The organism is Hydrogenovibrio sp. (genome assembly GCF_965140365.1).
Taxonomy (GTDB): Bacteria; Pseudomonadota; Gammaproteobacteria; order Thiomicrospirales; family Thiomicrospiraceae; genus Hydrogenovibrio.
This window is the reverse complement of record NZ_OZ223196.1, coordinates 2,327,581-2,350,267: the sequence shown is the minus strand read 5'-3', so window position 1 is coordinate 2,350,267 and position 22,687 is coordinate 2,327,581. Positions and strand designations below refer to the sequence as shown.

Genomic DNA, 22,687 nt, shown 5'->3' with positions numbered 1-22,687 from the left:
AGCGCCTCAATCGGAAGTGGACGTCGCCGGCAAGGATTCGGTCAAGTCGGCTTTGACGGCGTCGGATAAAGGGTTGTCACCCAGCCAAATGCCGAAATAAACCGCTTTGAATCCTTGCGTTCGATCTTGATATTTCAGTTCGTTGTTTAAGCGTAATTGTACGCCGGTTTCCGGTTGATACGCCAATTGATAACAGTCCTTGGGTTGCACGGCCTCATAGTGTTGGTGGAGCCGTTCCGTTGCCAGACGCAGAGAAATCGGAAGTTGCTCGGGCAGGGCTTGGTCGGCGGCCTCGATGAATTCCTTTTCTGTCAGGCTGACCTGGTAGCAGAGTTCGAGTTTTAAAGCGGTTTTATCGGACAAGAGCTCGGCTCGTGTTGTGCCGGGCTGGGCCCAAAGCGTGGCGTCATAGACGGGGATGAAGCCCGCCCAATAGCCGGTGGCTTTGCCAACGGGGGTGAGTTCAACCGTTTGAGCCAGGCCTGGCGATAAGGTAAGACCGCTCAAAAGAAGTGTCATTAAGCGTTTCATGCGTCGCCGCCTTTGCGGAAAAACAGCGTCACCTCGCCAACTTTGAAGCCCCATTTGGTTACTTCGGCGCGGTTAATCATGGTCTGGTCGTCGTGCAGATACATCCAGTCGTCGAATTGCACGTGAATGGTGCTGTCCTGGTAGGGTAAATCCAGCGTGTACTGCCAGTTCAAAGCTGGGCCGGCGGACTCGCCACGGGCAAAGCCGACCACATCGCCTGCTTGTCCGCGAAACTGGTTGGGCGCCGTTTCCACAATGGTCCAGATGCGGGTTTGACGTTCGCCGTCATCGTATATGAAACGTTCGTCTAATGTCAGCTTTGGCAGGCCGTTTTCGGTTTGAGAAACGGTGCCGGTGATGTCGACTGTAAAGCGGCGTATCAGCTCCCCGCGGCGGTTTTGGAATTGTCCCCAGGCCTGGGTGTTTCCGGCGAAGTAGTCGAATAGGTCCAGTTTGGGTTCCTGATCGGCGTATTCCGTGACCGGCGTGTGGCTACAGGCGGTCAGCGTGAAGGGCATTAGGCAGAGTAGAAGTCGTTTTAACATGCGCAAACCTCCTGAGGATGTTGTTTCTGTAGGGTAATTTGGTAAACGGAAATATGTTTTTGCTCGAAGCCGACTCGGCAATAATCCAGATAATAACGCCATAAACGACGGAAACCGATGTCGTAACCGAGGGTTTCGAGCGTGACGGTATGTTTATTGAATTCGGTTTGCCAGTGTTGCAGGGTGGTGGCGTAGTCCTGACCAAAATCAAAATCGTCCAGCCAGTCGAAGTGATGGCGCAGCGCCAGTTGTTTCAGTTGGGTCAGGCTCGGAAGCAGGCCGCCCGGGAAAATGTAAGCTTGGATGAAATCCACACTGTTTTGGTAGTCTTCCGCCACGGCGTCGTCAATGGTGATGATTTGCAACACCGCCTTGCCGCCCGGTTTGAGGTTTTTTTGCAATTGGGTGAAGTAAGTGTCCCAATATTCTCGCCCGACGGCTTCGAACATTTCGATGCTGACAATGTGGTCGTATTGCTCGGTTTCGTGGCGGTAATCCTGTAACACCGGCTGTGCAAAAACGGACAGTTGCTGTTTGGCGAGCCGTTCTTCGGCGTATTGGTGTTGTTCGGTTGACAGGGTTAAGCCTTTGGTTCGTACATTGCGTTGTGCCGCGGCTTCCAGAAAACCGCCCCAGCCGCAACCGATTTCCAAAATCGTTTCGCCCGGTTGCAGGTCGAGTTGTTCGAAAATGCGCTGATATTTACGGCGTTGGCTTTGGGCCAAATCCGTCGATCCTTTCTCAAAAATGCCGCTGGAATACGTCAGGCTCGAATCCAGCCATAATTGGTAGAAATCGTTGCCGAGGTCGTAGTGGTCCGCAATGTTGCGACGGCTGTTTTTCAGGGAGTTGTGGCGACGACGGTGCCGCCACAGGTGCCACCAGCCGATGGCTTTTTTGGTGTTTAACAGGTGAGACAGCGCATCACGATTTTGATGGGCAAACGTCATTAAATGATACAGCGATGGACTGTCGATGGTGTGTTCGACGTAGGCTTGGGTTACACCGAGCTCGCCCTGGGTTTTGAGCAAAAACCAAAATCGCAGCATGGAATCGATGGTTAAGTCGGCATGGCAGCCATTTTCGGAGCCTTCGAAGCGGTGGGCTTCGTTGCGATACCGGATGGTCAGGCTGCCGTAGCGAATTTGGTTGAATGGCAAACGTTGAATCAGACGTTGCCAGACAAAGGTTGGCAGCAGTTGTTCGAGTGGGTGGGTGATTATTTTGAACATAGCGTCATCTCCGAATGGCTGTGTTGAATGTCGTTCAAATGTTCCGGTGTACGATGAAATCGGCCGCCGCGTAACCAGATTTTCAGCGCCCACCAGTGAATCAGGCCCAACACTTTCAAGGCGTGAAACGGGAAGCGTAGAAAAGCTTTGAATAAATTGGCGTCGGTCAATGGCTGGCGTTGTCCGCTTTGCGTTGCTAATAAGCGAGGTTGACCGTCTTCGAATTGTTTAATGAATAAGCGGTAATGTTCGTTGGGCGGTGCCAGCCGGAATTCATAATGGCTGTTCATGCCGATAAACGGGGAAACGTGGAAGCGCTTGTCGGCCCGCGTTTTCAGAATCTGCGACTCCCCGTCCAAAGGTTGGCCTTGGTCTGTGAGGACATAATGATGCCATTGCCCGAAAGTGTTGCTGACTTCGCCGATGACGGCGATGAGTCGATCGTCTGCATTAAAGGCATACCAGACGGCTAAAGGGTTAAAGGCCATACCGAGTACGCGCGGAATGCAGACCAGTTCGACCCGCTCGGGTGGGGTGTGGATGCCGTAATCGCTCAGGAAGTCATTCACCCATTCCCGCCAGGCCTGGCCGTTTCTGGGGCCGAAGTCCGCTGTGTTAACGCTGATGAGGTTGAAGCGATTGAGCGATAACCAGCGCAGGTGGCGGGCTTCTGTTTCAAAGTGGTCGATATCAATTTTCAAGCCGAGTACCCGATATTGAAAGCGATAAGGCACACCGCCAAAACGTTGGTGCATGACTTGGCCGTCATAGAGTGCGCTAGGCATGGCGCACCTCGTCTAGATCGGGGGCGGTTTCCCAGGGCGGTGAAACGCCAAATTTTTGGGCGACGTTCACTGCACTGCGCAATCCGTCTTCGTGAAAACCGTAGCCGGTGTAAGCGCCGGCAAACCACAAGTTGCGGTGGCCTTGTAGGGTGTCGATCTGCTCTTGGGCGGACATGGCGGCCTGGTCGAATACCGGGTGGTCGTATTCGAATACCGCCTGCGTCAAATCGGCTTTTGGGGGTTCAATGGGGTTTAGGGTGACGAAAACGTCCTGCTGGGTTGGCAGGGATTGCAGTTTGTTCATCCAGTAGGTCACCGCGACGCGGTTTTCGGCCACTTTTTTATCCCGTAGGTAATTCCAGGCCGCCCAAGTCATGCGGCGTTTTGGCATCAAGGATCGATCACTGTGTAAGTAAGCCGTGTTTTTTTGATATTGAAACGCGCTCAGTCGGTCGAATTCCTGCCGGATGGTTTCGGGAATTAAGCTCAGGCTTTCATCGGCATGACTGGCAAAAACGATGTGATCGAACCCGGCGAAGAGGCCTTGCGCGGTTTCGATATCGTATCCCTGCTCGGATGGGATGATGCGATCGACTTGAGCTTTCAGGTGTGCGTTGAGACGACCATGCTGTTTAACGTCTTCGAAGATGGCTTTTACGTATTGGTGGCTACCGTTGAAGATGGTTTGCCACTGCGGGCGGTTTTCGATGTTCAGCAAACCGTGGTTTTCGAAAAACTGTAAAAAGCTGCGCACCGGAAATTTCAGCATGGTTTGAGTCGGGCAAGACCAGATGGCGGCGGCCATGGGCAACAGGTAATGATGAATCAGGGCATCACTGAAGGCGTGAGCCGTTAAGAAGTCTTCCAACGTTTGGTCCTGTGCGTTCTCAAGCGGGGTGCCCAGCCGTTGTTTGGCCAGGCGGTTGAAGCGGATGATGTCCGTCAGCATTTGCCAATGCATCGGTGAAAACAGGTTGCGGCGTTGGGCAAACAAGGTGTTGAGGTTATTGCCGGAGTATTCGATTTCCCCTTGGTTGATGGACACGGAAAAGCTCATTTCCGTGGGGTGTGTCTCGATTTTCAGGTGATGCAACATTTTGGTCAGCAAGGGGTAATTCGGTTCGTTGTAAACGATGAAGCCGGTGTCGACCGCGACCGAGCCCGCATCCGACGTTTCGAGCGGCACCGTGTGGGTGTGGCCGCCGAAATAATCGTTTTTTTCCAACAGGGTGACATCGTAGCGTTGACTGAGTAACCAGGCGCTGGCCAGTCCGCTAATGCCGCTGCCAATGACGGCGATACGAGGCGCTTGTTTTTCGGAGTTTGCAGTCGCCGGTGAGGGTGTGCTGTTTGTATGCGTTGCGATGGTCATAATGTCCGCCTCTTAAAAAGAGTTTGTATAACTTGTTGAGTATATTTATACATAAGTTGTACAATGTGTGCAAGTTATTCAATCATTTTTTTGATTTTCGTTGTTTTTGTTTTGGCGTTTAGGAGGGATGTTATGGTGGTAATATGGATTGTCGGTGCCTCGTCCGGTATCGGTTTACAGTTGACGGAACGGCTTTTGAATCAAGGTTATCGAGTGGTGGCTTCGGCTCGTTCAGCCGAGAGGAGCGCGCAGCTGTCGGCTTTGAAAACACGCTTTCCGGAGGACTTGGCTTGCTTGGATGTGGACGTGACCGAGCCGGAAAGTTTGCCAGCCAAAGCGGCGCAGGCCTGGCGGATTTTTGAACAATTGGATGTCTGGTTCTACAACGCCGGGACTTATACACCGACGCCCTGGCAGGAAGCTGAGTGGTCGGATTATCTAATGATGACGCAGGTGAATTACCTGGGGTGTGTGGCCTTGCAGTTGGCGATGCGCGACGAATGGCGCGCCAGAGGAAAACCGCCGATGCGCTGGATTTGGAATTTGAGTATTGCCAACCAAGTCGGCTTGCCGTATGGCGGCGGTTATTCGGCTCCGAAAGCGGCGCTATTGAATTTGGCCGAATCCTTGTGGCCGGAATTGCAGCAAGCCGGTATTCGCTTGCAGGTGGTTAACCACGGATTTGTGAAAACCCGGTTGACCGCCAAAAATACGTTTGAGATGCCGGCGTTAATGACGCCGGACGAGACGGCCACTCGCATTGCCGATTGGTTGGCGAAGGATTCCAGTGATTTTGAACTGCACTTTCCGAAAAAATTGACGTGGGTGTTGAAGCTCATGCGCTGTCTGCCAACGCGCTGGACGCTCGCTTTGACGCGGAGGATGCTAAAAAATGCGTGATCATGCACCGGATTTGGCGGCTTATGTCGATATGTTTGAATCTTTGTCACCACACAATTTGGCCGCCCAGTTGGACCCTCTTTTTGCCGATGAAGCCTACTTTGAAGACCCGTTTAATCAAGTGGTTGGGCCGCAAGCGATTCGGGCCATTTTTGAACATATGTTTCATACGGTAAGCCAACCGCGTTTTTCGGTTTTGAGCCGAGCGCTGAATGGAGATACCGCTTTTTTGGAATGGCAGTTTCATTTTGTGGACAGTCGCTTCGAACCGTATGCCATCGTGGGTACGTCAAAGGTGGTGTTCGATTCTCAGGGGAAAGTCGTTTCACATATCGATTATTGGGATACGGGGCGATATGTGTATCAAACGGTTCCGGTATTGAGGACAGTGATTCGTTGGATTAACGGAAAATTAAGGGCGGTTCAATGATGATTTGGCCGCAAATGGCAAAACGTACGGGACATTCGCTTTGGACCGATTTCGGTTATGGGGCGATGGGCTTGCCGTTGGCCATGCTGGGGGTGCCGTTTTACTTTTATATGCCCAACTATTGGTTTGAGAATTGGGGGGTGAGTTTGACGGCAATTGGCTTGGCGCTGCTGGTGACACGGTTGACGGATATGCTGACCGATCCGTTAGTGGGGTTTTATTCGGATCGTTGGACTCGACACTTGGGCTATTTGCGACAGATTCAGTTGGGTGCCGTACTCTTGGTAGTTGGGTGCTGGCCGTTGTTTTTTCCGTTTGAGGCCGCCTTTCAGCAACAGACCTTCTGGTATTTGGTGCTTTGGAGTTTTATGACGTTTTTGGGGTGGACGCTGATTTCCGTGCCGTATCAGGCTTTGGTTTCCAAACTGACACCTCAACCCGACTTAAAAACCCGCTTGACTTCGTTTCGTGAAGGGTTTGGGCTGATCGGTGTCATGGTGGCATTAAGTTTGCCGGTGGTTTTGTCGCTGCCGCCAACGTCGCGCGAGGTGTTTCATACCCTGTTTGTTGTTTTGTTTATTGGTTTAGCGGTGGCTTTGCTACTCCAGGCCTGGCGGTTGAAACCGATTTTAAATGACTCGAAAGGGGGGCTGAACCACCCGGTCTTCATTCAAACCTTGTGGCAGCAACATCGCTGGAGTTTTGGCATTATGCCAGCGTATTTTTTGAATAACCTCGCCAATGCCTTTCCGGCGACGCTGTTTATGTTTTTTGTGACCTACGCATTGCAGATGGAAGCGCAAGCAGGAGTATTGCTGGCGGTGTTTTTCGTGTCCGGGATTGTGGGGTTACCGTTTTGGTTTTGGGTATCGAAAACACTGGAAAAGTACCAGGCCTGGGCGTTTTCGATGTTGTTTTCGGCCATCAGTTTCACCGGCTTGATTTGGGTGGAAGCAGGGGATTTTGAAGGGTATTTGCTGGTGTGTGTCCTGACCGGACTCAGTTTGGGAGCCGATCTGGCTTTGCCGTCATCCTTGCAGGTTGACCTGGTGCATCGGTTGGAAAAACAGTCGGTTCGGGCGGCCGGGTCGATGTTTGGTTTATGGGGGTTGTTGACAAAACTGGCGGTGGCTTTATCGCTGGGCATCGCCTTGCCGATTTTGGAAACATTGCATTTGAAGCAGGGCACGCCCGCTGCGCTGAACGCCTTGTGGGTGATGTATGGGCTGGTGCCGGTGGTCTTGAAACTGGTCGCTGTGGTTTGGGTCTTTCGTCAAGGGCGGCAGTGGGTGTAACCGAGCGGAGGAATGCGTTAAGGCATCAGTCGATCGAGAAAGACAATCAGCAGTAATAAAATAATGCTGGCTAAAATCGGCGGCCAATAACGGGGTTTGGTTATTGTGATTCTTCTGCGGGTTTTGGTCGGGGCCGGAAGGTCGCCCTTATAAATGCGCACGGCTTTAATGAACTCGGCGTTCATGGTTTTGCTTAAGCCTTTCACCATTTTTTTGGCATCGTTCAGTGGGTATTTTTTGGCCATCGCATGGGCGAGCGAATTCATATTGCATTGCTGCAATTCTTTCTTGCGTTGCTCCAGCGGAAGGGTGAGCAACCAGTCGATGATTTCGTAATCCAGCTCGGTTTTAAATTCTCGTTTGCCCATAGCGGCATACCCAGTGACAGGTTTTTCGGGGTTATGGTAAACCGGTTTGCGGTTCGGGGGAGTTATTTAACTTTATCACAAAATGTATCGGCAAGGGATAGTAGAAGATGACAAAAAAATGGAAGGGCGGTGTTGGACGTCATTGAAAAACGGGAGCTTTCAAGGAAGTATTGGTGCGGATGGGGAGACTTGAACTCCCACGGGTTTTATCCCACAGAGACCTGAACCCTGCGCGTCTACCAATTCCGCCACATCCGCATGATGTTTGGAAGGCGCATTATTATCAATGGCTGGGCGCTTGTCAAGCGGGAAAAGATGATTGAATAGGGGGGAGAGGTTTTTCCGGGGCTGGAAATGAAAAAGCCCGAGAAAACTCGGGCTTTAAAGGTGGTGCGAGCGGAGAGACTCGAACTCTCACACCAAAGGCACCAGAACCTAAATCTGGCGTGTCTACCAATTCCACCACGCTCGCAAAATGTGGTGGCCACACCTGGAATCGAACCAGGGACACAAGGATTTTCAATCCTTTGCTCTACCGACTGAGCTATGTGGCCTGAATTAATTCGGCGTATTATAGAGATGCCCCAAGGCGCTGTCAAACCTTTATTTAAAGAATCTTTCGATTCGGCTTCAAATTATGGATGCACCGTGAGTTTTACGTTTATTTTGGTGGTTTGTTGGTGGTCTGCCACATCCTTTTTGGCGTGTTTCTCGCGGTTTAGAGCTTGATGGCGTTCATGGTTTTTTGCAGTTCCTGCGCTTTGTTGGTCATGGTCGCACTGAGCTGCGCCGACTGGTCGGACAGCGCCGCATTTTCCTGCGTAAATTGATCCAACTGCGACACCGCTTGGTTGACCTGTTCGACACTGCGCATTTCCTGGTCGGCCGCCGCGCTGATTTCGGTGACGATGGTCGCCAGCTCGTCGATGGTTTGATTGATTTCATTTAAAGACTGCGCGGATTGCTCCGAGAGCTGCTGTCCACGGTTGACTGACGCAAGGTTCTTCTCCACCAGTTCTTTAATGTCGTTGGACGATTGCGAAGCGCGTAACGCCAGAGAGCGCACTTCACCCGCCACCACCGCAAAGCCGCGACCATGCTCACCGGCTCGTGCCGATTCCACCGAAGCGTTTAAGGCCAAGAGGTTGGTTTGGAAGGATATGCCGTCGATGATTTGCACGATGTCGGCGATTTTCTGGCTGGCGGCACTGATTTCATTCATCGCTTCCTGACTTTGATTGGCGATGTCGCTGCCTTGTGCCACATGTGATTTTACCTGATTGCCCAATTGCATCGCCGTTTTGGATTCTTGTGCCGTGTTGCGGATGGTATGCGTGAGTTCTTCCATGCTTGATGCGGTTTCTTCCAGCGAGGCCGCCTGCTGTTGGGTGCGGGCATTCAGGTTTTGGTTGTCTTGGCCGAGTGATTGCATATTATCGACCACGGAATCGGCTGTCTCGGCAGTTTGTTGCAGAATTTTGTGCAGATTATCCATGGCCTGGTTAATGCCTTGCTTCAGGTGTTCCAGATCGCCGCTGTAATGGTTTTGAATTTGTTGGGTTAAGTCGCCTTTTGAGAAAGCGCTCATGCTTCGGTTGATGTCCGTAAAGGCTTCATCCAGTGAGGAGACCGAATCGTTGACGGTCGATTTTAAGGCTTCCAGATCACCCGGTAAGGTTTGATCGACTCGATACGAAAATTGACCGTTGGCCATAAAGAACATCACGCGGGTGACTTCCGCCAGCGCGCTTTTTAAGGTCATCATCGCTTGAACGCTGTTCTGCACGATTTTTTGGTGCTGTGGCATCAAGTTGTCGGACAGGGCGTCCAGGTGTTGTGATAAAGAAATGTCGATACCGGCCACCCCGATAACGGTACCGTTGTCGATAATCGGTGTCACCACGCTGGTGATGAGAAATTCGTCGTCACCGACCGGATACATATAAGGCTCGACAATTTGCGGTTGGCGTGTCTGCAAGGGTTGTAGGTAAAAATCGCCCAGGCCTGGCACTTCGTAATCCACCAGTGGTTCCAACGCCATCTGGTCGCCGGAACGCCCCCAAAACGGCATAAAGCGTCCGGTGGCATCGTGCCAGTCTTTGGATTGAAATGTCGCGTCCTGGCCGTCGTAAGCATTCGGTTCCCAGCCGCTCCAGCAGGCCAGGAAAGTCGGGTTGTCTTTTAAATGTTCTTGAATGCGGCTCAAGGCGGTTTCTCGGTTCGCGCCTTGTTTGTGTAAGGCCAGCAGGTCGTCGGCCATCTTTGCCACCACGGTTTGGGCGGTTTGAATATCATTTTCCGCTTTCGCCAGTGTCAGTTGCCCGCCAAAGTCGGCGGATTGAATCGCTTCGATGACATCGCCCATCACTTGATCGGCGCGTTGATTTTGCCGGGTCAGGTCATTCAGTTCGGTGACAATCTTTTCCGGTAAGCCTTGCTGTGTGAGCGTGTCGGTATGCCCCGTCTTGAAGGCTTCCAGTAGCACTTCGTAATCCTGGTTGGAAGCGGGCACTTCGATAAGGCTGCGCAGTGAATTCTGCAAACCACTGGGCAGGTCCGTGGAGGCCTCCTTATCTTTCAGTAAATCGGCGATAAAGGCTTGTTGGTGCGACAGGAGTTTTTGATAAAAGATGGTTATCGACAGTAGTCCGACCGCTAAGGACGCCGGCACCAATCCCCAAGGACTGAGGTCGGGATTCGTAACATACAAGGCGGATATCAAGGCTCCGAGTAGAAGGTTGATGAAGACGATTCCAACAAGGGTTATGCGCATTTCAGTTCCTAATAAAAATGTTAGACAGATTTCAAGAAAGTTCCTATGGGTTAAAATAAGTTCTTTGAAGTATAAAAGCAATTTTTGTTCTGATTAGGAAAAACACTTAAAAATAAAAGAGATAGTGGTGTTATCAAGCAAAATGGATTTTGATTTGTTACCGGCTTGCACCAATTTTGGGTGGATGAAGGATGGACGAAAACGACCAGGCCTGGTCATTTTCCGGAGATGAATTTGTCGATTGTTGAGGAATTTTTTGGAGGTAAACGATGCAAAATTTGCTGAATGAGGTCTCAAAAGCGCTTTTAAAATTAGACTTTTCTTATATAAGAATATTATTAAATTAAGTTATCTTATGGTAGTAAAAAATTAATATTTATTAATTATATCAATTGTTTAGATTGTTTTTTAAGGACTCAAAAAACCTATTAAAAAACGCTTATCTCTCGATCAAAAGTTTTGTTTATGAAAAGCTATTAATTTTATTGCATGGCAAAAGTCCTTACGTTTTAATTGAAAAACGCCGAAAACGGCAGCACTCTAAATTTCATAAAAAACAAGGAAGATAAACATGTTAGACAAAACGAATACTTCTAAAAACACACCCACCCAGTCATTGAACAAAAAGCTCAAAAAGCAAAAAGGCGCTACCATGGTTGAGTATGCCCTTGTTGTGGCGGCCGTGGTCGGAATTGCGGGATTGGTCTTTACGGATGATACCACTAAAGGTATGGGTAAAGCGGTGGATCAGATTATCACAAATGCTGCGAATAAAGCGACAGGAACCGATTCCGGTTCTGGATCAGGATCATAGCGGCTTGGATGAAATCGCTTAAATTTCAGAGAGGGGTCATGATGATTGAGGCAGCTTATCTGCTGCCTTTTTTGATGATTGCATTATTGGCCGTGGTGGATTTGACCGGTTATGTCGCCGATCGACTGTCGGCCAATGATGTCATGGCCGATGCCTATCAGTTGATGATGAATCAGGCCAATGCGCAGGCGATTGACCCTGATCTCACCTTGAATACGGTGACATGTCAAGCTCACAAAGTCGAACTGAATTCAGGTGGGGCCGAAACCTTCATTAAGGATGGCTTTACCGGAATGTTTGACGGCTTGGGCAAAAGTGACGTGAGCGTGGATATTCAAAAGCAACCGGGCGAGTCGCCCTCAACCTATATCTTCAAGGCCCAATTTCCCTCGCAGACGCTATTTCTACCGGATGCGTTTGCTCAGAGCTTTCCTGTGAAAGCCAAACTGATTATCAGTTTTGATTTGAGCTGCTAAAAGACATTTGTCAGTCTGATTGAATCGGTTTGAGATTCAAGCGGAGGTCTTTTGGTGCAATACAGAGATTTTAACCATTATGAAAATGCAACGAAGCGATTTCGTGCTGTACGGAACCTCGCTTTTGGCGGCCGTATTGGCGATTGGCCTGGTGTACGGCTACGTTGAAAGCCGGGTAAATGAAGCCAAATCCCAAGCCGAAGTCAAAACCATTACCGTGGTCGAAAAGCCGGATATGCGTTCGGTGGTGGTGGCCAACCGCGAGTTGTATCGCGGCGAAAAAATCGAAGCGGACGACATTAAAGTGCTGATGGTGCCGACAGAAGGTTTGTTGGTGAATGGTGTGGTCACGCAACCGGAAAATGTGGTCGGGCGCGTGGCGAAACAGCATATTTATGTGGGGGAATGGTTACTGGATCAAAAGGTCGGGTTGGAAGGCCAATCCGACAGCAGTGTGGAAGCCATTCTGGAGCCGGGACGACGTGCGATACGCTTACCGGTTTCCGCAGAAAGCGGTCTGCTTGGGATGCTGAACCCAGGCGATCACGTCGATGTCATCAGTGTGTTTGAAAGCGCGGACGGCAAACGCATGATCAGCCGTACTATTTTGCAGAACATTGAGGTGCTGTCAATTGGGCAAACCAACCGAATGGGGTATCTCAAAGAAGAACAGGCGCAAAAAGAGCAAAAAAATCATCAGGGTGAGGCGTTTGTCAAAGAATCGATGGTGGCTTTGAATGTGGATACATCCCAATCGGAACAATTGGCGCTCGCCATGAATGTCGGAGCGGTGCATCTCGCCTTGCGGGGGCAGGCCGATGTCAAGTTGGTCGAAACGGATGGTGTGAACGTTAAGGTGATCGAACGAAGCCGACAGCGCCCACCTAAATTTAAGCCGAAGTCGCGCCGAGAAGTCATCCAAATTATGCAGGGTGATCAAGTGCAAGAGGTAATTACACAATGAAACCGAAAAACGAATGTGGTTTTTTAAAAAAAAGTGTTTTAGCGGCCTGCCTGGGATTGATGGTTTTTCCATCTCAGTCTCAATCTGCAGCGCTGGCTAAGACCTATGATTTAACCGAAACCGACAGTCAGATTATCAAGTTCGATCAGAGTTTGAAGCGCGCGTTGATTGCCAACCCAGATTTGGCCACCGTCAAGGTGCTTAGCAAAAATGAGTTGCTGATTACCGGACGAGGTGCTGGGCGAACTCAATTGATTGTGACCTATCGAAACACACCGAATGTGGATCACAAAGTGGTTTTGAACGTGGCGCCGGATCAATCCCGTCGAGAAGAAATTGAAAGCACCTTAACTGGGTTAATGAAAGATTTGAACCCGGAAGGCGGGGTACGTTTTCAACTGAAAAATGTCTGGTTGCAACCGGAAACCGCCGTGCGCCGTCAGGTGGATGAAATCGGCACTCAGTTGGACGAGGATGCCTCGGCACCGAATATGCGCCGTCAGGATCAAGAAGTGCTGCAAGCCGCACAAACCGCAGGCAGTTTCGGTGCCCAGCCGTTGGCCGGCAACTATATGGTGCTGTTAAGTGGTGAAGTGCCGAATGACGCACAACGAAGCCGTATTCAATCGGTGGTGTCGGCCTTGGGATTGAGTGTGGTGAATATGATTAAGGTTACGGGACCGCAGCAGATTAAGTTGTCGGTGCGCGTGGCGGAAGTGGTGAAAGGCAACCCTTTCCGCAGTGGTGTCGGGATCGGCAGTAAAACGGATAGTTTTGGCATTTTTCCGCCCGGGAATTTGGGGGGGACCGCCAGCTTTTTATCCAATGTAGGCCGTGTGGCCTATGGTACTTTAGGTGAATCCTCGCCCAAAATTGAATCACGCAGTATTCCGCTTCCATTTTCGGATGGTTTTCAAATTGGGATCAACCCGCGCAACGGTAATATTTTCGGAGTGTTATCCCTTTTGGAAGGCAATAACCTGGCGCGTGTTCTGGCCAAGCCCGAATTGATTGTGCAATCGGGTGAAACGGCCGATTTCCTGGTCGGTGGTGAAGTGCCGATTCCAGTGTCTCAAAACGAAAATACTATTACGGTGGAATATAAGGAATTTGGGGTGCGGCTACGTTTCAGTCCGGTGATTACCGAGTCCGGCCTGATTCAAATGACGGTGGCACCGGAAGTGAGTAACATCGATGAAAGTGCCGGCTCGCAAAATGGTTCCATTATTGTCCCCGGCTTTCGGTCGCGCCGTGCTTCCACAACCATTACGCTGGCGGATGGACAAAGTTTTGTGATTGGGGGCTTAATTCAAGACAACTTGCGCACGTCCATCAATAAGATTCCGTTATTGGGCGACATTCCGATTATTGGAGCCTTGTTTCGTTCCACCAGCTATGACAAAGATCAGACGGAGTTAGCGATACTGGTGACACCGGAGTTTGTTCAACCGATTGAGAAAGGTCAAAAGGTGTCGTTACCGGGCGAGCGTTTAACCCGTCCGAGCGCCACTGAAGGTTTTTTTATGGGCAAAGTGGCTGACTTGTTGCCGGAAGGTGAAAGCGCTTTACCGGAATTGGATGTGAAAGTTGGATTGGAGAAGCCCTAATGACAAATTCAATAACAACACACGGCATTGCGCAAAACCAAGCCATTTACATTGGGTCTGATGAGGATATTTTGGAGGCGGTTAGGGTCTCGATTGCTTCGAAATATTCATTGGAGGCGGTCAGCGAAGTGCCGCATGTTTGGCCGGAAGATGTCAGTTTGGCGTTATTGGAATTTGATGGTGATGTTGAAGTGGCTTTGGAGCGTATTAATAGCGTATTGACTCTCGGTAAAGGGGTGTCGCTTTATGTGCTGTTAAAGCGTAAAAATGTGGACTTTATCATTGAGGCGAACCACCAGGGCGTGCAAGGGTTTATCGAGTGCCCCGGTGAAGTGTTGCATATTCTGTCCATTCTGCATATGCAGGATCGACGTCGGCAGGGAAAAAACGGCAATGTATCGTCTTTTTTCAGCTTAAAAGGTGGCGTGGGCTGTACGGCACTCGCCACCAATCTGGCGTCGCACTTGACAGAGTTGACCGATGGCCGAACCGTCCTGGTGGACTTGAATATGCCGTTGGGGGATACGTCTTTGTATTTGAATATGGAAAATCAACGTCTCTATTCCTTGACGGACTTTGTCTATAACCTGAATCGTTTTGATGAAAACCTGATTTACAAGTCTTTATCCCGTCATGAATCCGGGTTATATGTGTTGTCGTTACCGTCGGAAGTCAGTGAGTTGGATAATCTGAATGGTGAATTAATCAAGACCATCATTCATTCTTTGCGACGCTATTACGACCATGTGGTCATTGATTGCGCCAGTGATTTGTCGGATTTGACACTGAGTTGTTTGGATGAGTCCGATAATATCGTATTGGTTGCAGAGCCGTCACTGTCCTCTTTCCGCGCCGTAAACACCGCCATTAAACTCACTCAGACACTGGGTTATTTAAAAGACTCTTTAAAATTGGTTTTGAACCGGAGTGCCAGCCAGCAGGACGAAATGTTGGAGGAAGTGGTTAAAGATATGGATGTGGATACGGTGGTGCGCGTATCCAACGATTATCGCGCTTTTAATGATTCGTTGAAAGAAGGACGATTGCTTAAGGATTCTCACTCAGATTCGATAGCCAATTTTCAACTGCACAGCTTGGCTAACCTATTACATAATGGTGCGTCTTTACCTGAAATGGAAGATCAGGCCGAAAATGTCAGACGGCCAAAACAAAACCGTTGGTGGCTGACATTCGGAAAGCGTATGTTCAAACGAATGGGTGAGCCGAAAACGAGTGGACACTTGAATGAAAAGACAATGGTGTCGTAAATGGGAATTCGAGAGCGTTTACACCAAGCTGAGCAGCACCGGAAGTTGCAGAATGAATTGGCCACCAAGGAATCGTTATCGAAAGTGCGGCCAAGTGGTTTGAAAAAAGACACAGACCTTAAACAAAGCAACAGCTTTCAGGAAATTAAACATCGTTGCCAGAAAAAAGCCACCGAAGACGATGCTTTTTATCAGGCGGATAGTCAGGAGACTCGACAGGAGTTGCGTCCGCGCCTGGAAGAGTTGGTGCGTGAAGTGGCGGCGGATATGGGGTACCCCTTATCGGATGTCGAAGTGCGCCAGCTCGGCGTGGAACTGTTGGATGAAATTTATGGTTTGGGACCGATCGAACCCTTATTAACCGATACCACGGTGTCGGATATTTTAATTAACGGTTACAACCAGATTTACGTTGAGCGTAACGGTCAATTGGAGTTGACCGATGTGCGTTTTATCAGTGAAGAACATTTACGCAACAAAGTTGACCGGATGCTTTATACCACCGGTCGACGTGTGGATGAATCCTCGCCGTTAGTCGATGCTCGGCTGCCGGATGGCTCTCGAATCAATATCATTATTCCGCCTCTGGCGGTGGACGGCATTAGTGTGTCGATACGCCGTTTCCCCGAAAAACATCTGCGCGCCAAGGACATGATTGCCTTTGGCGCCATGACGGAGCAGATGTTCATGTTCTTGGATTATGCGGTCAAGGCTGGGTTGAATATTTTGGTGTGTGGCGGGACGGGTTCGGGTAAAACCACCACCTTGAATATGCTCTCGGGGTTGATTCCGGAAAATGAACGCACCGTGACCATTGAAGACAGTGCTGAATTGCGCATGCAGCAGTCGCATGTGGTGCGTTTGGAAACCCGTCCGCCGAATGCCGAAGGTATTGGGGAGGTGACGCAACGCGAATTGTTGAAAAATGCGTTGCGAATGCGTCCGGACCGGATTGTGCTGGGGGAAGTACGGGGCGGCGAAGTGCTGGACATGCTTCAGGCGATGAACACCGGGCATGATGGCTCTTTGGCGACCTTGCACGCAAACAGCCCGAGGGACAGCATCTCGCGTTTGGAACTGATGATTAACCTCAGTGGGGTGGATATTCCGGCGCAGTCGATTCGAAAACAGATTGCCAGTGCCATTGATTTGATTATTTATGTTAATCGCGGTAAGGACGGTAAGCGGCGAATGGAATCCGTGACCGAAGTGGTCGGTGTGGAAGAGGATAATGTCGTTCTGCAAGATATTTTCGTGTTCGAAAACCAAATCGATAAAGGAACGAATCAAATCAAAGGGGCTTTCCGGGCGACTGGCTTACGCCCCGGTTGTGGTAAGAAATGTGAGGCCATGGGCTTGGCTTTACCGGCGGAATGGTTTGAATTCCGTCAAGAGGTGGTGGCATGAGCTGGGGGTTTGTCGGCGTTGCGCTGGTGTTGATGTTGCCGTTTATTTTATTTGTGGTGGCCAAACAGACGGAGCGACGCCAGGCGCATCAACAGGCGCTGAATCGTCTTAAGTTTCGGGTTGGGTTTGAATTGGCGACCAAAGAGGAACAGAACCTTCCTTGGTGGCAGGCTTCCGACAATGGTTTGTGGCTTTGGTTAAAAAGCCAATTTAAAAAGGCCGGGTTGACGGATCGAAAAGCGTTTATCAGTTTAGTGGCGTTGCAGTTTGTCTTGCTATTTGTCAGTGCCTTTTTCCTGGCGACACAATATTCGGTGTTAAACGAAAAAACGTTGTTTGTTCTTTTGCTATTGCCGTTTCTACCGGGCATTTATCTCTTGTTAAAAATACGTCAACGTCAAAAGCAATTGCGGAGCGACTTCCCTGAAATGCTGGATAACACCGTTCGGGCTTTGCAATCGGGTTACAGCATTGACGGGGCTTTGGCGTCGGTGGCTGAAGACATGAAAGGCCCTTTGGCGGACGAGTTTCAAGAAGTCAACAAACAACTGCAATTGGGCATCAGTATGCGGGATATTCTGCGAGAGTTTCAATCTCGTGTGGCGTTACAGGAAGCGCAGTTTTTTGTGATTACGCTCATTATTCAGCGGGAAACCGGTGGACAACTGTCGGCGATTTTGACCGAGTTGTCTCGACTGATGCGTCGCCGGGAGCAATTTCAGGCCAAGCTGAAAACTATGACAGCCGAGTCGCGCTTTACCGCTTGGTTTATCGGTGGCGCTCCGGTCGCATACATTCTTTATAAATATTTGTTTGACCCTGAATCGATGACGTTTTTTTTGCAGGATTCCTTGGGGATTAAATTATTTATTTTGTCGCTGGCTTTGATTGGCACGGGCACCTTGATTTTAAAGCACATGCTGACCATGAGGTTTTAACGGATGAATTTAGCGATATTGCTGATTTTGGTCGCCATCTTGACGTTTATCGTGACGTTGATGGTGGTGCGTCATTTGTTGCACGCTCAGAACAGGCAGTTGGCGGTGGAGCACTTAAAGGTACGTGTTGGGCTGATGCAAGTGTTTAAAACGCGCAAAGAAGACGGCTATCAAGGGTGTGGTTGGTGTGCGTTGGGCAGGGCGTTGGGCCCGAAAACGTCGAAAGAAATTGAAACGGTTCAGCAGCAATTGTCTCGCGCTGGATTCCGCCAACCCAATGCGTTTGGGGCTTATTTTTTTATGAAATACGCCCTGGTGATTGGGGCGGCTTTGCTGATGGTGGTTTTGTGGAGCTGGTGGGCGATTTCGCCGATTTGGATGCTTGCGGTGCCCGCGGTGATGTTGCTGTTGCCGGAACGGGTGTTGATTTATCTGGGCAATAAACGTTTGGCACGCATTAATATTCAGTTACCGGATTTTTTGGATATGAGCAATATCTGCATGAATGCCGGCTTGAGTTATATGGTGGCGATGAAACGGGTCACGCAGGAATTACGAGAAATTGCGCCCGAAGTGTGCGGCGAGTTTGATTATTTGTTGGACCAAATTCAACTGGGCGTGCCTCGAACCGAAGCATTGCGGCAGTTTGCCGAGCGTAACCCGACCAAGGACATTGAGAGTTTGATTCAAATGTTGATTCAAAATGAAAAACTGGGGAGCTCCATCAGTGAAGCGATTAATGAGTTTTCGCGCCGTATGTATTTGAACCGTGAGCAGATGATGCAGGAAAAAGCCGCGAAAACGTCTGCAAAAATGGCCTTGGTGATTATGCCGTTCTTGATGATTCCGTATTTGATTTTGCTGTTGGCGGAACAAATGGTGCAGTTTGGAAGGAGTTTTTAATGTTAAAAAACACACATAATCATTGGACGGGAAGGTTTGTTTTTGCCTTAAGCGCCTTTTCTCTATTGGTGCTGCTTTCCGGTTGCAGCAGCTTGGACGTAAATGAACCAACTCGCCTGGATTATGCCAAAAGCGCTCAGGAAGACAAGCCTTTGGCGGAAAATTTGGGGGTCGAAGATGAGTATAAGTTTGCCCTCGATATGGCCAGAATGCAAATCAAGGATGAGCGTTATCAAGCGGCGGAAAATTTGTTGCAAAAAATGCGTAAGTTTCGGCCAAAGGATATCGACGTCTATCGTCTGCTAGCGCAAAGTTATGAAGGCCAAAAGAAATATGGGCTGGCGTTGTCGGCCTGGAAGCAGGCACAGGGTTTGTCCGGTTTTTCCCGGGATGATGAGGGAGAACTGGCTCGACTGGCGTTAATGAATGATGACTATGCATTGGCGGAAAAAATATACCAATCCTGGCTGGATGATGATGGGGCTTCCAACAGCGAAAAAGTCAGTGCGCTGAATAACCTGGGGTTCAGTGCGTTATTGCAAAAACGCTACCCTCAGGCTAAACAGTATTTTCAACAAGCCTTACAAAAAGATCCGCTCAATACCAAAGCGGCGAATAATTTAAACCTGCTCAAAACCGTGGAGGGTGTATGAGACAGCGTCAGAAGTTGCATTCACAAAGAGGCGCGATTTCGATTATCGGAATTGCCATTATGTCCATTGGGTTTACCGGCTTTTATACCGCATTGGAGTTGGGCAATAAAATGATTATGGATCGTAATTTTGATAATTACGCACAAGCCATCGCACCGGTGGCTTTACGAACGGAAATGTCGCTAACCCGTGAAATGGTGGCAAATGGTCAGGGGGATTTGGTGCGTGAAAAATTATCCGATATGCTCAAGGATTTAGGGCATCAGGTGGATAGCGATGTAAATTTAACGGTCAAGTTCGGCAATATGGTGCCGCTGGATGCGCCGGCGACTTATACCGATCCTTCCAGCGGTATGGAGTACACTTATCACGAAGAATTCGAGCCGTTGGAACATAATGCGGAGAACCCCAAGTTCGGTTTGGCAGAGGACGAAATGCCGCCGGATTTCAGTGCGGTGAGTATTGAGATTAAAGAAAGCAGTGCTACGTCGCTTTTGCCGTTTTTTCGCCCGACCGGGCGTGCGGTTTACGGTTTATCGGCTAGTGACATTGACTCGCCGGATATGGCCAGTTGCTACTGTGATGCTCGCTACAATGCGTGTTTGGTGGCGGAAGAAACGCAAAGCGTGATGGGCGCACCGAATTCAGGCGATCGGAAACGTTATTGTGAAACCGGGATTGCCCCTTCCGTCGGGGGTGGCATGATGGGGATGTTTTTTGGTGGTGATGCGGAATACTATCAGGCGGATACGGTGCAATTCTCGCCGCAATGGGTGGCGAAGCCTTATGAAGGGATGAATCCGACGGATAAAACCAGCCAGGCCTGGCAAGCGGTGTTGGACGATGAACCCTTAACCATTAACGACGGCGTGAACCCCTTTCCGGAAGCCCATTGGGATGCGGCCGATGCGCAGTGGGTGGCTGGGAATGCTCCGATGCAGTTTACCGGTCGTAAAAAAGTTTCCTCATTTATGATGACTTATCCAAAATATAAGAATCCTTGGGAGTTGGATGGGGATACCTTTTATGTCGGGCGATCCGGGGTGTGCGCTTATCCGAATAAAGGCTTTTTCGGTGGTTTTATGGATGTGATACAAAACTTTATGTTTGGCAAAACGGATTGCATTCGTTACTCGGCTGATCCGGATTTGAAATACGATTTTGCCTCACCGATTAAAGGGTTTATGGATGCCATTAACGGTTCCACGGGCGCCAATGAACATTATTACAGTTGTCGGGATTTTTCCGGGTTGCAGTCCTCTCGAAATGGCTTTTTTCAAGTGATGCGCCGCATTTGGACCTCACCGCTTTTGGATTGGGAACGTTCCTACCAGGAAGCCGATTGTACGGTCAAAAAAATGCACTGGCACGGTTGGTGGGTGTTTGGTCAATGGCGGTAAAAGCCTTTTGTTCCAAGGTTTGAGTACGTTGCTCATGTTTTCGGAATCCGTTTCTAATGCGGGTTTCGAACTTTTTCCGGTTTTAGAAACACATCTTCTGATATAGTCATCTCATTCTCTTTTTAATGCCTTCGACTTTTTATATAACGGTTTTATGTTGCCTGATTCAGACCTTTTAACCCTTTTATTGTCCCGTGTTCCCGAACTGAAGCCGGAGGCCTTGCAGCCTTTACCGACTTTATTCGAAGACAGCAGTCATCAAATTTGGTTTTACGACGACAATGGCCAACGTGATGTGATCAAGGTTTTGAATTTTGTTACACATGATGCTGGGCCTTTCTGGCAAGGAATGCAGGCGTTATTCGACGTGAATTTACCGCAGCAGATTTCAGGGTTTGACACCCTGTATCCGATGGTGGCGGACGCGACCGAGTTGCGGATTCCGGCCCTTTTGCAACTGTGGTTAAAGCCGTCTGCGGGGCTGTGGGGTTTGCGCACGGACTGTTTGCCGGGTCGTGCGGTGACGGCTGAGGCGGTTACTTCGGAAATGGTGGCACAGTTGGCGCGTCATTTGGCGGGATTGCATCGGGTTCGGTTTGACGGTTTCGGTGAAATTGCTCGCCCGGCGTTGAATCGGCAAAACCACCAGGCCTGGTCAAAACGTTTAAAAGATTGGCTGGAACAACAGGCCACGCCGGAAAACGGTGTGTCGCTTGCCGAGCGGGAGGCTTTGTTGGGTGAATGTGACAGGGTTTTTCAGCCGGACTTCGACGCCGGACCGTTTGGCATCATTATGCCCGATTTACGTTGGGATCAGTTTTTGCAGCAGGACGGTCGTTTAGTGGGTCTGACCGATTTGGATGCGTTGGTGGCCGGGCCGGTGGCCTTGGATTGGGTGTTGGTTGAGCTGTTGCTGAACGAAAATCAATTTAATGAATTTTGTAACGAATATCAAAAAATAGCCGAAATACCGACGGTTTCTGAGGTTCGAGCGCCTTACCGCGCCGCGCTGTTTCTGATGAATGTCTTTGGGGAATCAAACTACCAGGCCTGGCAGAAACGGCCGATTTGGTTGGATTGAACGCCCCTTGAGTTCTTTTTAAGATTGGGCGTTTTGGCGTTGTCTCCAGTCCTGACGCCATTCCCGATAACCGACTATGGCTAAGCCAAAATACAGCACAAACATCACGATGGTGAAATAGAAGCCACTTTGCCAATAAAGCACGATGGCGGCCGAGTTGATGACCAACCAGTAGAGCCAGTTTTCTAAGACTTTACGCGCCATCAGATAGGTGTTCATGACTGAAAATACCATGACGCCCGCATCCAGATAGGGAAAACGTGAATGGTCTCCGCTCTCCAGAAAACCGCCCAGCGCAAACGTCAAACTGAAGCCCGTCACCAGATACAGCAGGTGAAACCCAAACGGTTTGCGATGCACGGCAATACCGTGGTCGCTTTTGATGGGTTGGCGCCAGAGCCAAAAGCCGTAAACCGCCATCAATAGATAATATGCATTCAGCACTGCTTGCAACGGCAGTTGCCCTTGCCAAAACAGCAGGGTATAGATCAGTGTACTGAAAAACGCACAGGGCCAGGCCCAAACCGACTGGCGGATGGCAAGCAAGATATAGCCGAGGCCAAGCAGTGTGGCGGCGAATTCCCAGCCGGATAAGGCCGACATGGAATTCAGAACGCCGTTAAAGAAGGTGTCAATCGCCACAACGTTCAATGTCCGCTTTGGAGCGATCCGTGCCGAGCAGTTTCAGCACGAAAATGGTTTTGGGCTGGGTCGCTAGCACGGTTTCGATGTCGTCGGTGATGGCGGCCATCAGGGTGCGATAGTCACCGAAAATCTGGGTGCTCATCGCATTGCGTTCAATGCGGATGTCCGGGCGTTTCGCCAATGACTCGATGAAGTCGATAATCGGCTGGCAATATTGATCCTGCAATGGGTACATGCTGATGTCAATGGATGCTTGTAATGGCATGCTCACCTCCTTAATGATGAATTGGCTTCAGGTGT

Annotated in this window: 23 protein-coding genes and 3 tRNA genes; 14 read left to right on the top strand and 12 right to left on the bottom strand. The window is 49.8% G+C overall.

The genetic code is table 11. The features are described 5' to 3' along the window. Positions 1 to 6: 6 nt before the first annotated feature. Genes AC0KH7_RS11100 through AC0KH7_RS11080 form a run of 5 tightly spaced genes read right to left on the bottom strand, consistent with a single transcriptional unit; the run spans position 7 to position 4,465 of the window. Positions 7 to 531 (bottom strand): chalcone isomerase family protein, encoded by a 525-nt coding sequence (locus AC0KH7_RS11100; RefSeq protein ID WP_472373404.1) that lies wholly within the window; start codon positions 529 to 531, stop codon positions 7 to 9. Beyond that, a complete protein-coding gene (locus tag AC0KH7_RS11095; RefSeq protein WP_472373402.1) occupies positions 528 to 1,076 on the bottom strand; it encodes a DUF3833 domain-containing protein in 549 nt (182 codons plus the stop codon). The genes AC0KH7_RS11100 and AC0KH7_RS11095 overlap by 4 nt, the downstream gene beginning before the upstream one ends. Beyond that, positions 1,070 to 2,308, bottom strand: coding sequence for a class I SAM-dependent methyltransferase (locus AC0KH7_RS11090; RefSeq protein WP_472373400.1), 1,239 nt, complete (start codon positions 2,306 to 2,308; stop codon positions 1,070 to 1,072). Before AC0KH7_RS11090 ends, AC0KH7_RS11095 begins: the two co-directional genes overlap by 7 nt. Beyond that, positions 2,296 to 3,093: a DUF1365 domain-containing protein gene (locus AC0KH7_RS11085; RefSeq protein ID WP_472373398.1), complete on the bottom strand. Its 798-nt coding sequence runs from the start codon at positions 3,091 to 3,093 to the stop codon at positions 2,296 to 2,298. The genes AC0KH7_RS11090 and AC0KH7_RS11085 overlap by 13 nt, the downstream gene beginning before the upstream one ends. Then, positions 3,086 to 4,465, bottom strand: a complete 1,380-nt coding sequence (locus AC0KH7_RS11080) for an NAD(P)/FAD-dependent oxidoreductase (RefSeq protein ID WP_472373397.1) — start codon at positions 4,463 to 4,465, stop codon at positions 3,086 to 3,088. The genes AC0KH7_RS11085 and AC0KH7_RS11080 overlap by 8 nt, the downstream gene beginning before the upstream one ends. Positions 4,466 to 4,597: 132 nt before the next feature. On the opposite strand from AC0KH7_RS11080, the gene AC0KH7_RS11075 reads away from it, so the two are divergent. Genes AC0KH7_RS11075 through AC0KH7_RS11065 form a run of 3 tightly spaced genes read left to right on the top strand, consistent with a single transcriptional unit; the run spans position 4,598 to position 7,090 of the window. Further along, entirely contained in the window at positions 4,598 to 5,365 is a 768-nt protein-coding gene (locus AC0KH7_RS11075) for an SDR family NAD(P)-dependent oxidoreductase (protein WP_472373395.1), read from the top strand. Further along, positions 5,358 to 5,795 carry a nuclear transport factor 2 family protein gene (locus tag AC0KH7_RS11070; RefSeq protein WP_472373393.1) on the top strand — a complete coding sequence of 146 codons (438 nt, stop codon included), beginning with the start codon at positions 5,358 to 5,360 and terminating at the stop codon, positions 5,793 to 5,795. Before AC0KH7_RS11075 ends, AC0KH7_RS11070 begins: the two co-directional genes overlap by 8 nt. After that, positions 5,792 to 7,090: an MFS transporter gene (locus AC0KH7_RS11065; RefSeq protein ID WP_472373391.1), complete on the top strand. Its 1,299-nt coding sequence runs from the start codon at positions 5,792 to 5,794 to the stop codon at positions 7,088 to 7,090. Before AC0KH7_RS11070 ends, AC0KH7_RS11065 begins: the two co-directional genes overlap by 4 nt. Positions 7,091 to 7,107: 17 nt before the next feature. Here the strand turns inward: AC0KH7_RS11065 and AC0KH7_RS11060 are convergent, their stop codons facing one another. From AC0KH7_RS11060 to AC0KH7_RS11040, 5 genes are all read right to left on the bottom strand, one after another. Next, positions 7,108 to 7,458, bottom strand: coding sequence for a hypothetical protein (locus tag AC0KH7_RS11060; RefSeq protein WP_472373389.1), 351 nt, complete (start codon positions 7,456 to 7,458; stop codon positions 7,108 to 7,110). A 171-nt stretch (positions 7,459 to 7,629) separates the two neighbouring features. After that, positions 7,630 to 7,716, bottom strand: a tRNA-Leu gene (locus AC0KH7_RS11055). A 130-nt stretch (positions 7,717 to 7,846) separates the two neighbouring features. Then, positions 7,847 to 7,930, bottom strand: a tRNA-Leu gene (locus AC0KH7_RS11050). Between the two features lie 6 nt (positions 7,931 to 7,936). Further along, positions 7,937 to 8,012: transfer RNA gene (locus AC0KH7_RS11045), tRNA-Phe, on the bottom strand. A gap of 164 nt (positions 8,013 to 8,176) precedes the next feature. Then, complete coding sequence (locus tag AC0KH7_RS11040) at positions 8,177 to 10,231, bottom strand: methyl-accepting chemotaxis protein (RefSeq protein WP_472373387.1); 2,055 nt, start codon at positions 10,229 to 10,231, stop codon at positions 8,177 to 8,179. Between the two features lie 571 nt (positions 10,232 to 10,802). Here AC0KH7_RS11040 and AC0KH7_RS11035 point away from each other — a divergent pair. The 11 genes from AC0KH7_RS11035 to AC0KH7_RS10985 all read left to right on the top strand — a co-directional run bounded on the left by AC0KH7_RS11035 (position 10,803) and on the right by AC0KH7_RS10985 (position 21,742). Beyond that, positions 10,803 to 11,045: a Flp family type IVb pilin gene (locus tag AC0KH7_RS11035; RefSeq protein ID WP_472373385.1), complete on the top strand. Its 243-nt coding sequence runs from the start codon at positions 10,803 to 10,805 to the stop codon at positions 11,043 to 11,045. Between the two features lie 8 nt (positions 11,046 to 11,053). Next, on the top strand, positions 11,054 to 11,521 hold the full coding sequence (locus AC0KH7_RS11030; protein ID WP_472373383.1) for a TadE/TadG family type IV pilus assembly protein: 468 nt from the start codon (positions 11,054 to 11,056) through the stop codon (positions 11,519 to 11,521). 79 nt (positions 11,522 to 11,600) lie between these two features. Continuing rightward, complete coding sequence (cpaB, locus tag AC0KH7_RS11025; RefSeq protein WP_472373381.1) at positions 11,601 to 12,485, top strand: Flp pilus assembly protein CpaB; 885 nt, start codon at positions 11,601 to 11,603, stop codon at positions 12,483 to 12,485. Then, a complete protein-coding gene (locus AC0KH7_RS11020; protein WP_472373379.1) occupies positions 12,482 to 14,092 on the top strand; it encodes a type II and III secretion system protein family protein in 1,611 nt (536 codons plus the stop codon). Before cpaB ends, AC0KH7_RS11020 begins: the two co-directional genes overlap by 4 nt. Continuing rightward, on the top strand, positions 14,092 to 15,360 hold the full coding sequence (locus AC0KH7_RS11015; RefSeq protein WP_472373378.1) for an AAA family ATPase: 1,269 nt from the start codon (positions 14,092 to 14,094) through the stop codon (positions 15,358 to 15,360). Before AC0KH7_RS11020 ends, AC0KH7_RS11015 begins: the two co-directional genes overlap by 1 nt. Beyond that, positions 15,361 to 16,767 carry a CpaF family protein gene (locus AC0KH7_RS11010; RefSeq protein ID WP_472373376.1) on the top strand — a complete coding sequence of 469 codons (1,407 nt, stop codon included), beginning with the start codon at positions 15,361 to 15,363 and terminating at the stop codon, positions 16,765 to 16,767. Next, positions 16,764 to 17,705: a type II secretion system F family protein gene (locus tag AC0KH7_RS11005; protein WP_472373374.1), complete on the top strand. Its 942-nt coding sequence runs from the start codon at positions 16,764 to 16,766 to the stop codon at positions 17,703 to 17,705. Before AC0KH7_RS11010 ends, AC0KH7_RS11005 begins: the two co-directional genes overlap by 4 nt. Before the next feature lie 3 nt (positions 17,706 to 17,708). Beyond that, positions 17,709 to 18,608 (top strand): type II secretion system F family protein, encoded by a 900-nt coding sequence (locus AC0KH7_RS11000; RefSeq protein ID WP_472373372.1) that lies wholly within the window; start codon positions 17,709 to 17,711, stop codon positions 18,606 to 18,608. Next, entirely contained in the window at positions 18,608 to 19,261 is a 654-nt protein-coding gene (locus AC0KH7_RS10995; RefSeq protein WP_472373370.1) for a tetratricopeptide repeat protein, read from the top strand. The genes AC0KH7_RS11000 and AC0KH7_RS10995 overlap by 1 nt, the downstream gene beginning before the upstream one ends. Then, positions 19,258 to 20,661: a hypothetical protein gene (locus AC0KH7_RS10990; protein WP_472373368.1), complete on the top strand. Its 1,404-nt coding sequence runs from the start codon at positions 19,258 to 19,260 to the stop codon at positions 20,659 to 20,661. Before AC0KH7_RS10995 ends, AC0KH7_RS10990 begins: the two co-directional genes overlap by 4 nt. A 154-nt stretch (positions 20,662 to 20,815) precedes the next feature. Continuing rightward, positions 20,816 to 21,742: a phosphotransferase gene (locus AC0KH7_RS10985; RefSeq protein ID WP_472373366.1), complete on the top strand. Its 927-nt coding sequence runs from the start codon at positions 20,816 to 20,818 to the stop codon at positions 21,740 to 21,742. Between the two features lie 18 nt (positions 21,743 to 21,760). Here AC0KH7_RS10985 and pnuC read toward each other — a convergent pair whose 3' ends face one another. Next, the gene (pnuC, locus tag AC0KH7_RS10980; RefSeq protein WP_472373365.1) at positions 21,761 to 22,384 is read right to left on the bottom strand and encodes a nicotinamide riboside transporter PnuC; all 624 of its coding nucleotides are present in this window, start codon (positions 22,382 to 22,384) and stop codon (positions 21,761 to 21,763) included. Continuing rightward, positions 22,374 to 22,652 carry a hypothetical protein gene (locus tag AC0KH7_RS10975; RefSeq protein WP_472373363.1) on the bottom strand — a complete coding sequence of 93 codons (279 nt, stop codon included), beginning with the start codon at positions 22,650 to 22,652 and terminating at the stop codon, positions 22,374 to 22,376. Before AC0KH7_RS10975 ends, pnuC begins: the two co-directional genes overlap by 11 nt. Between the last annotated feature and the right edge of the window lie 35 nt (positions 22,653 to 22,687).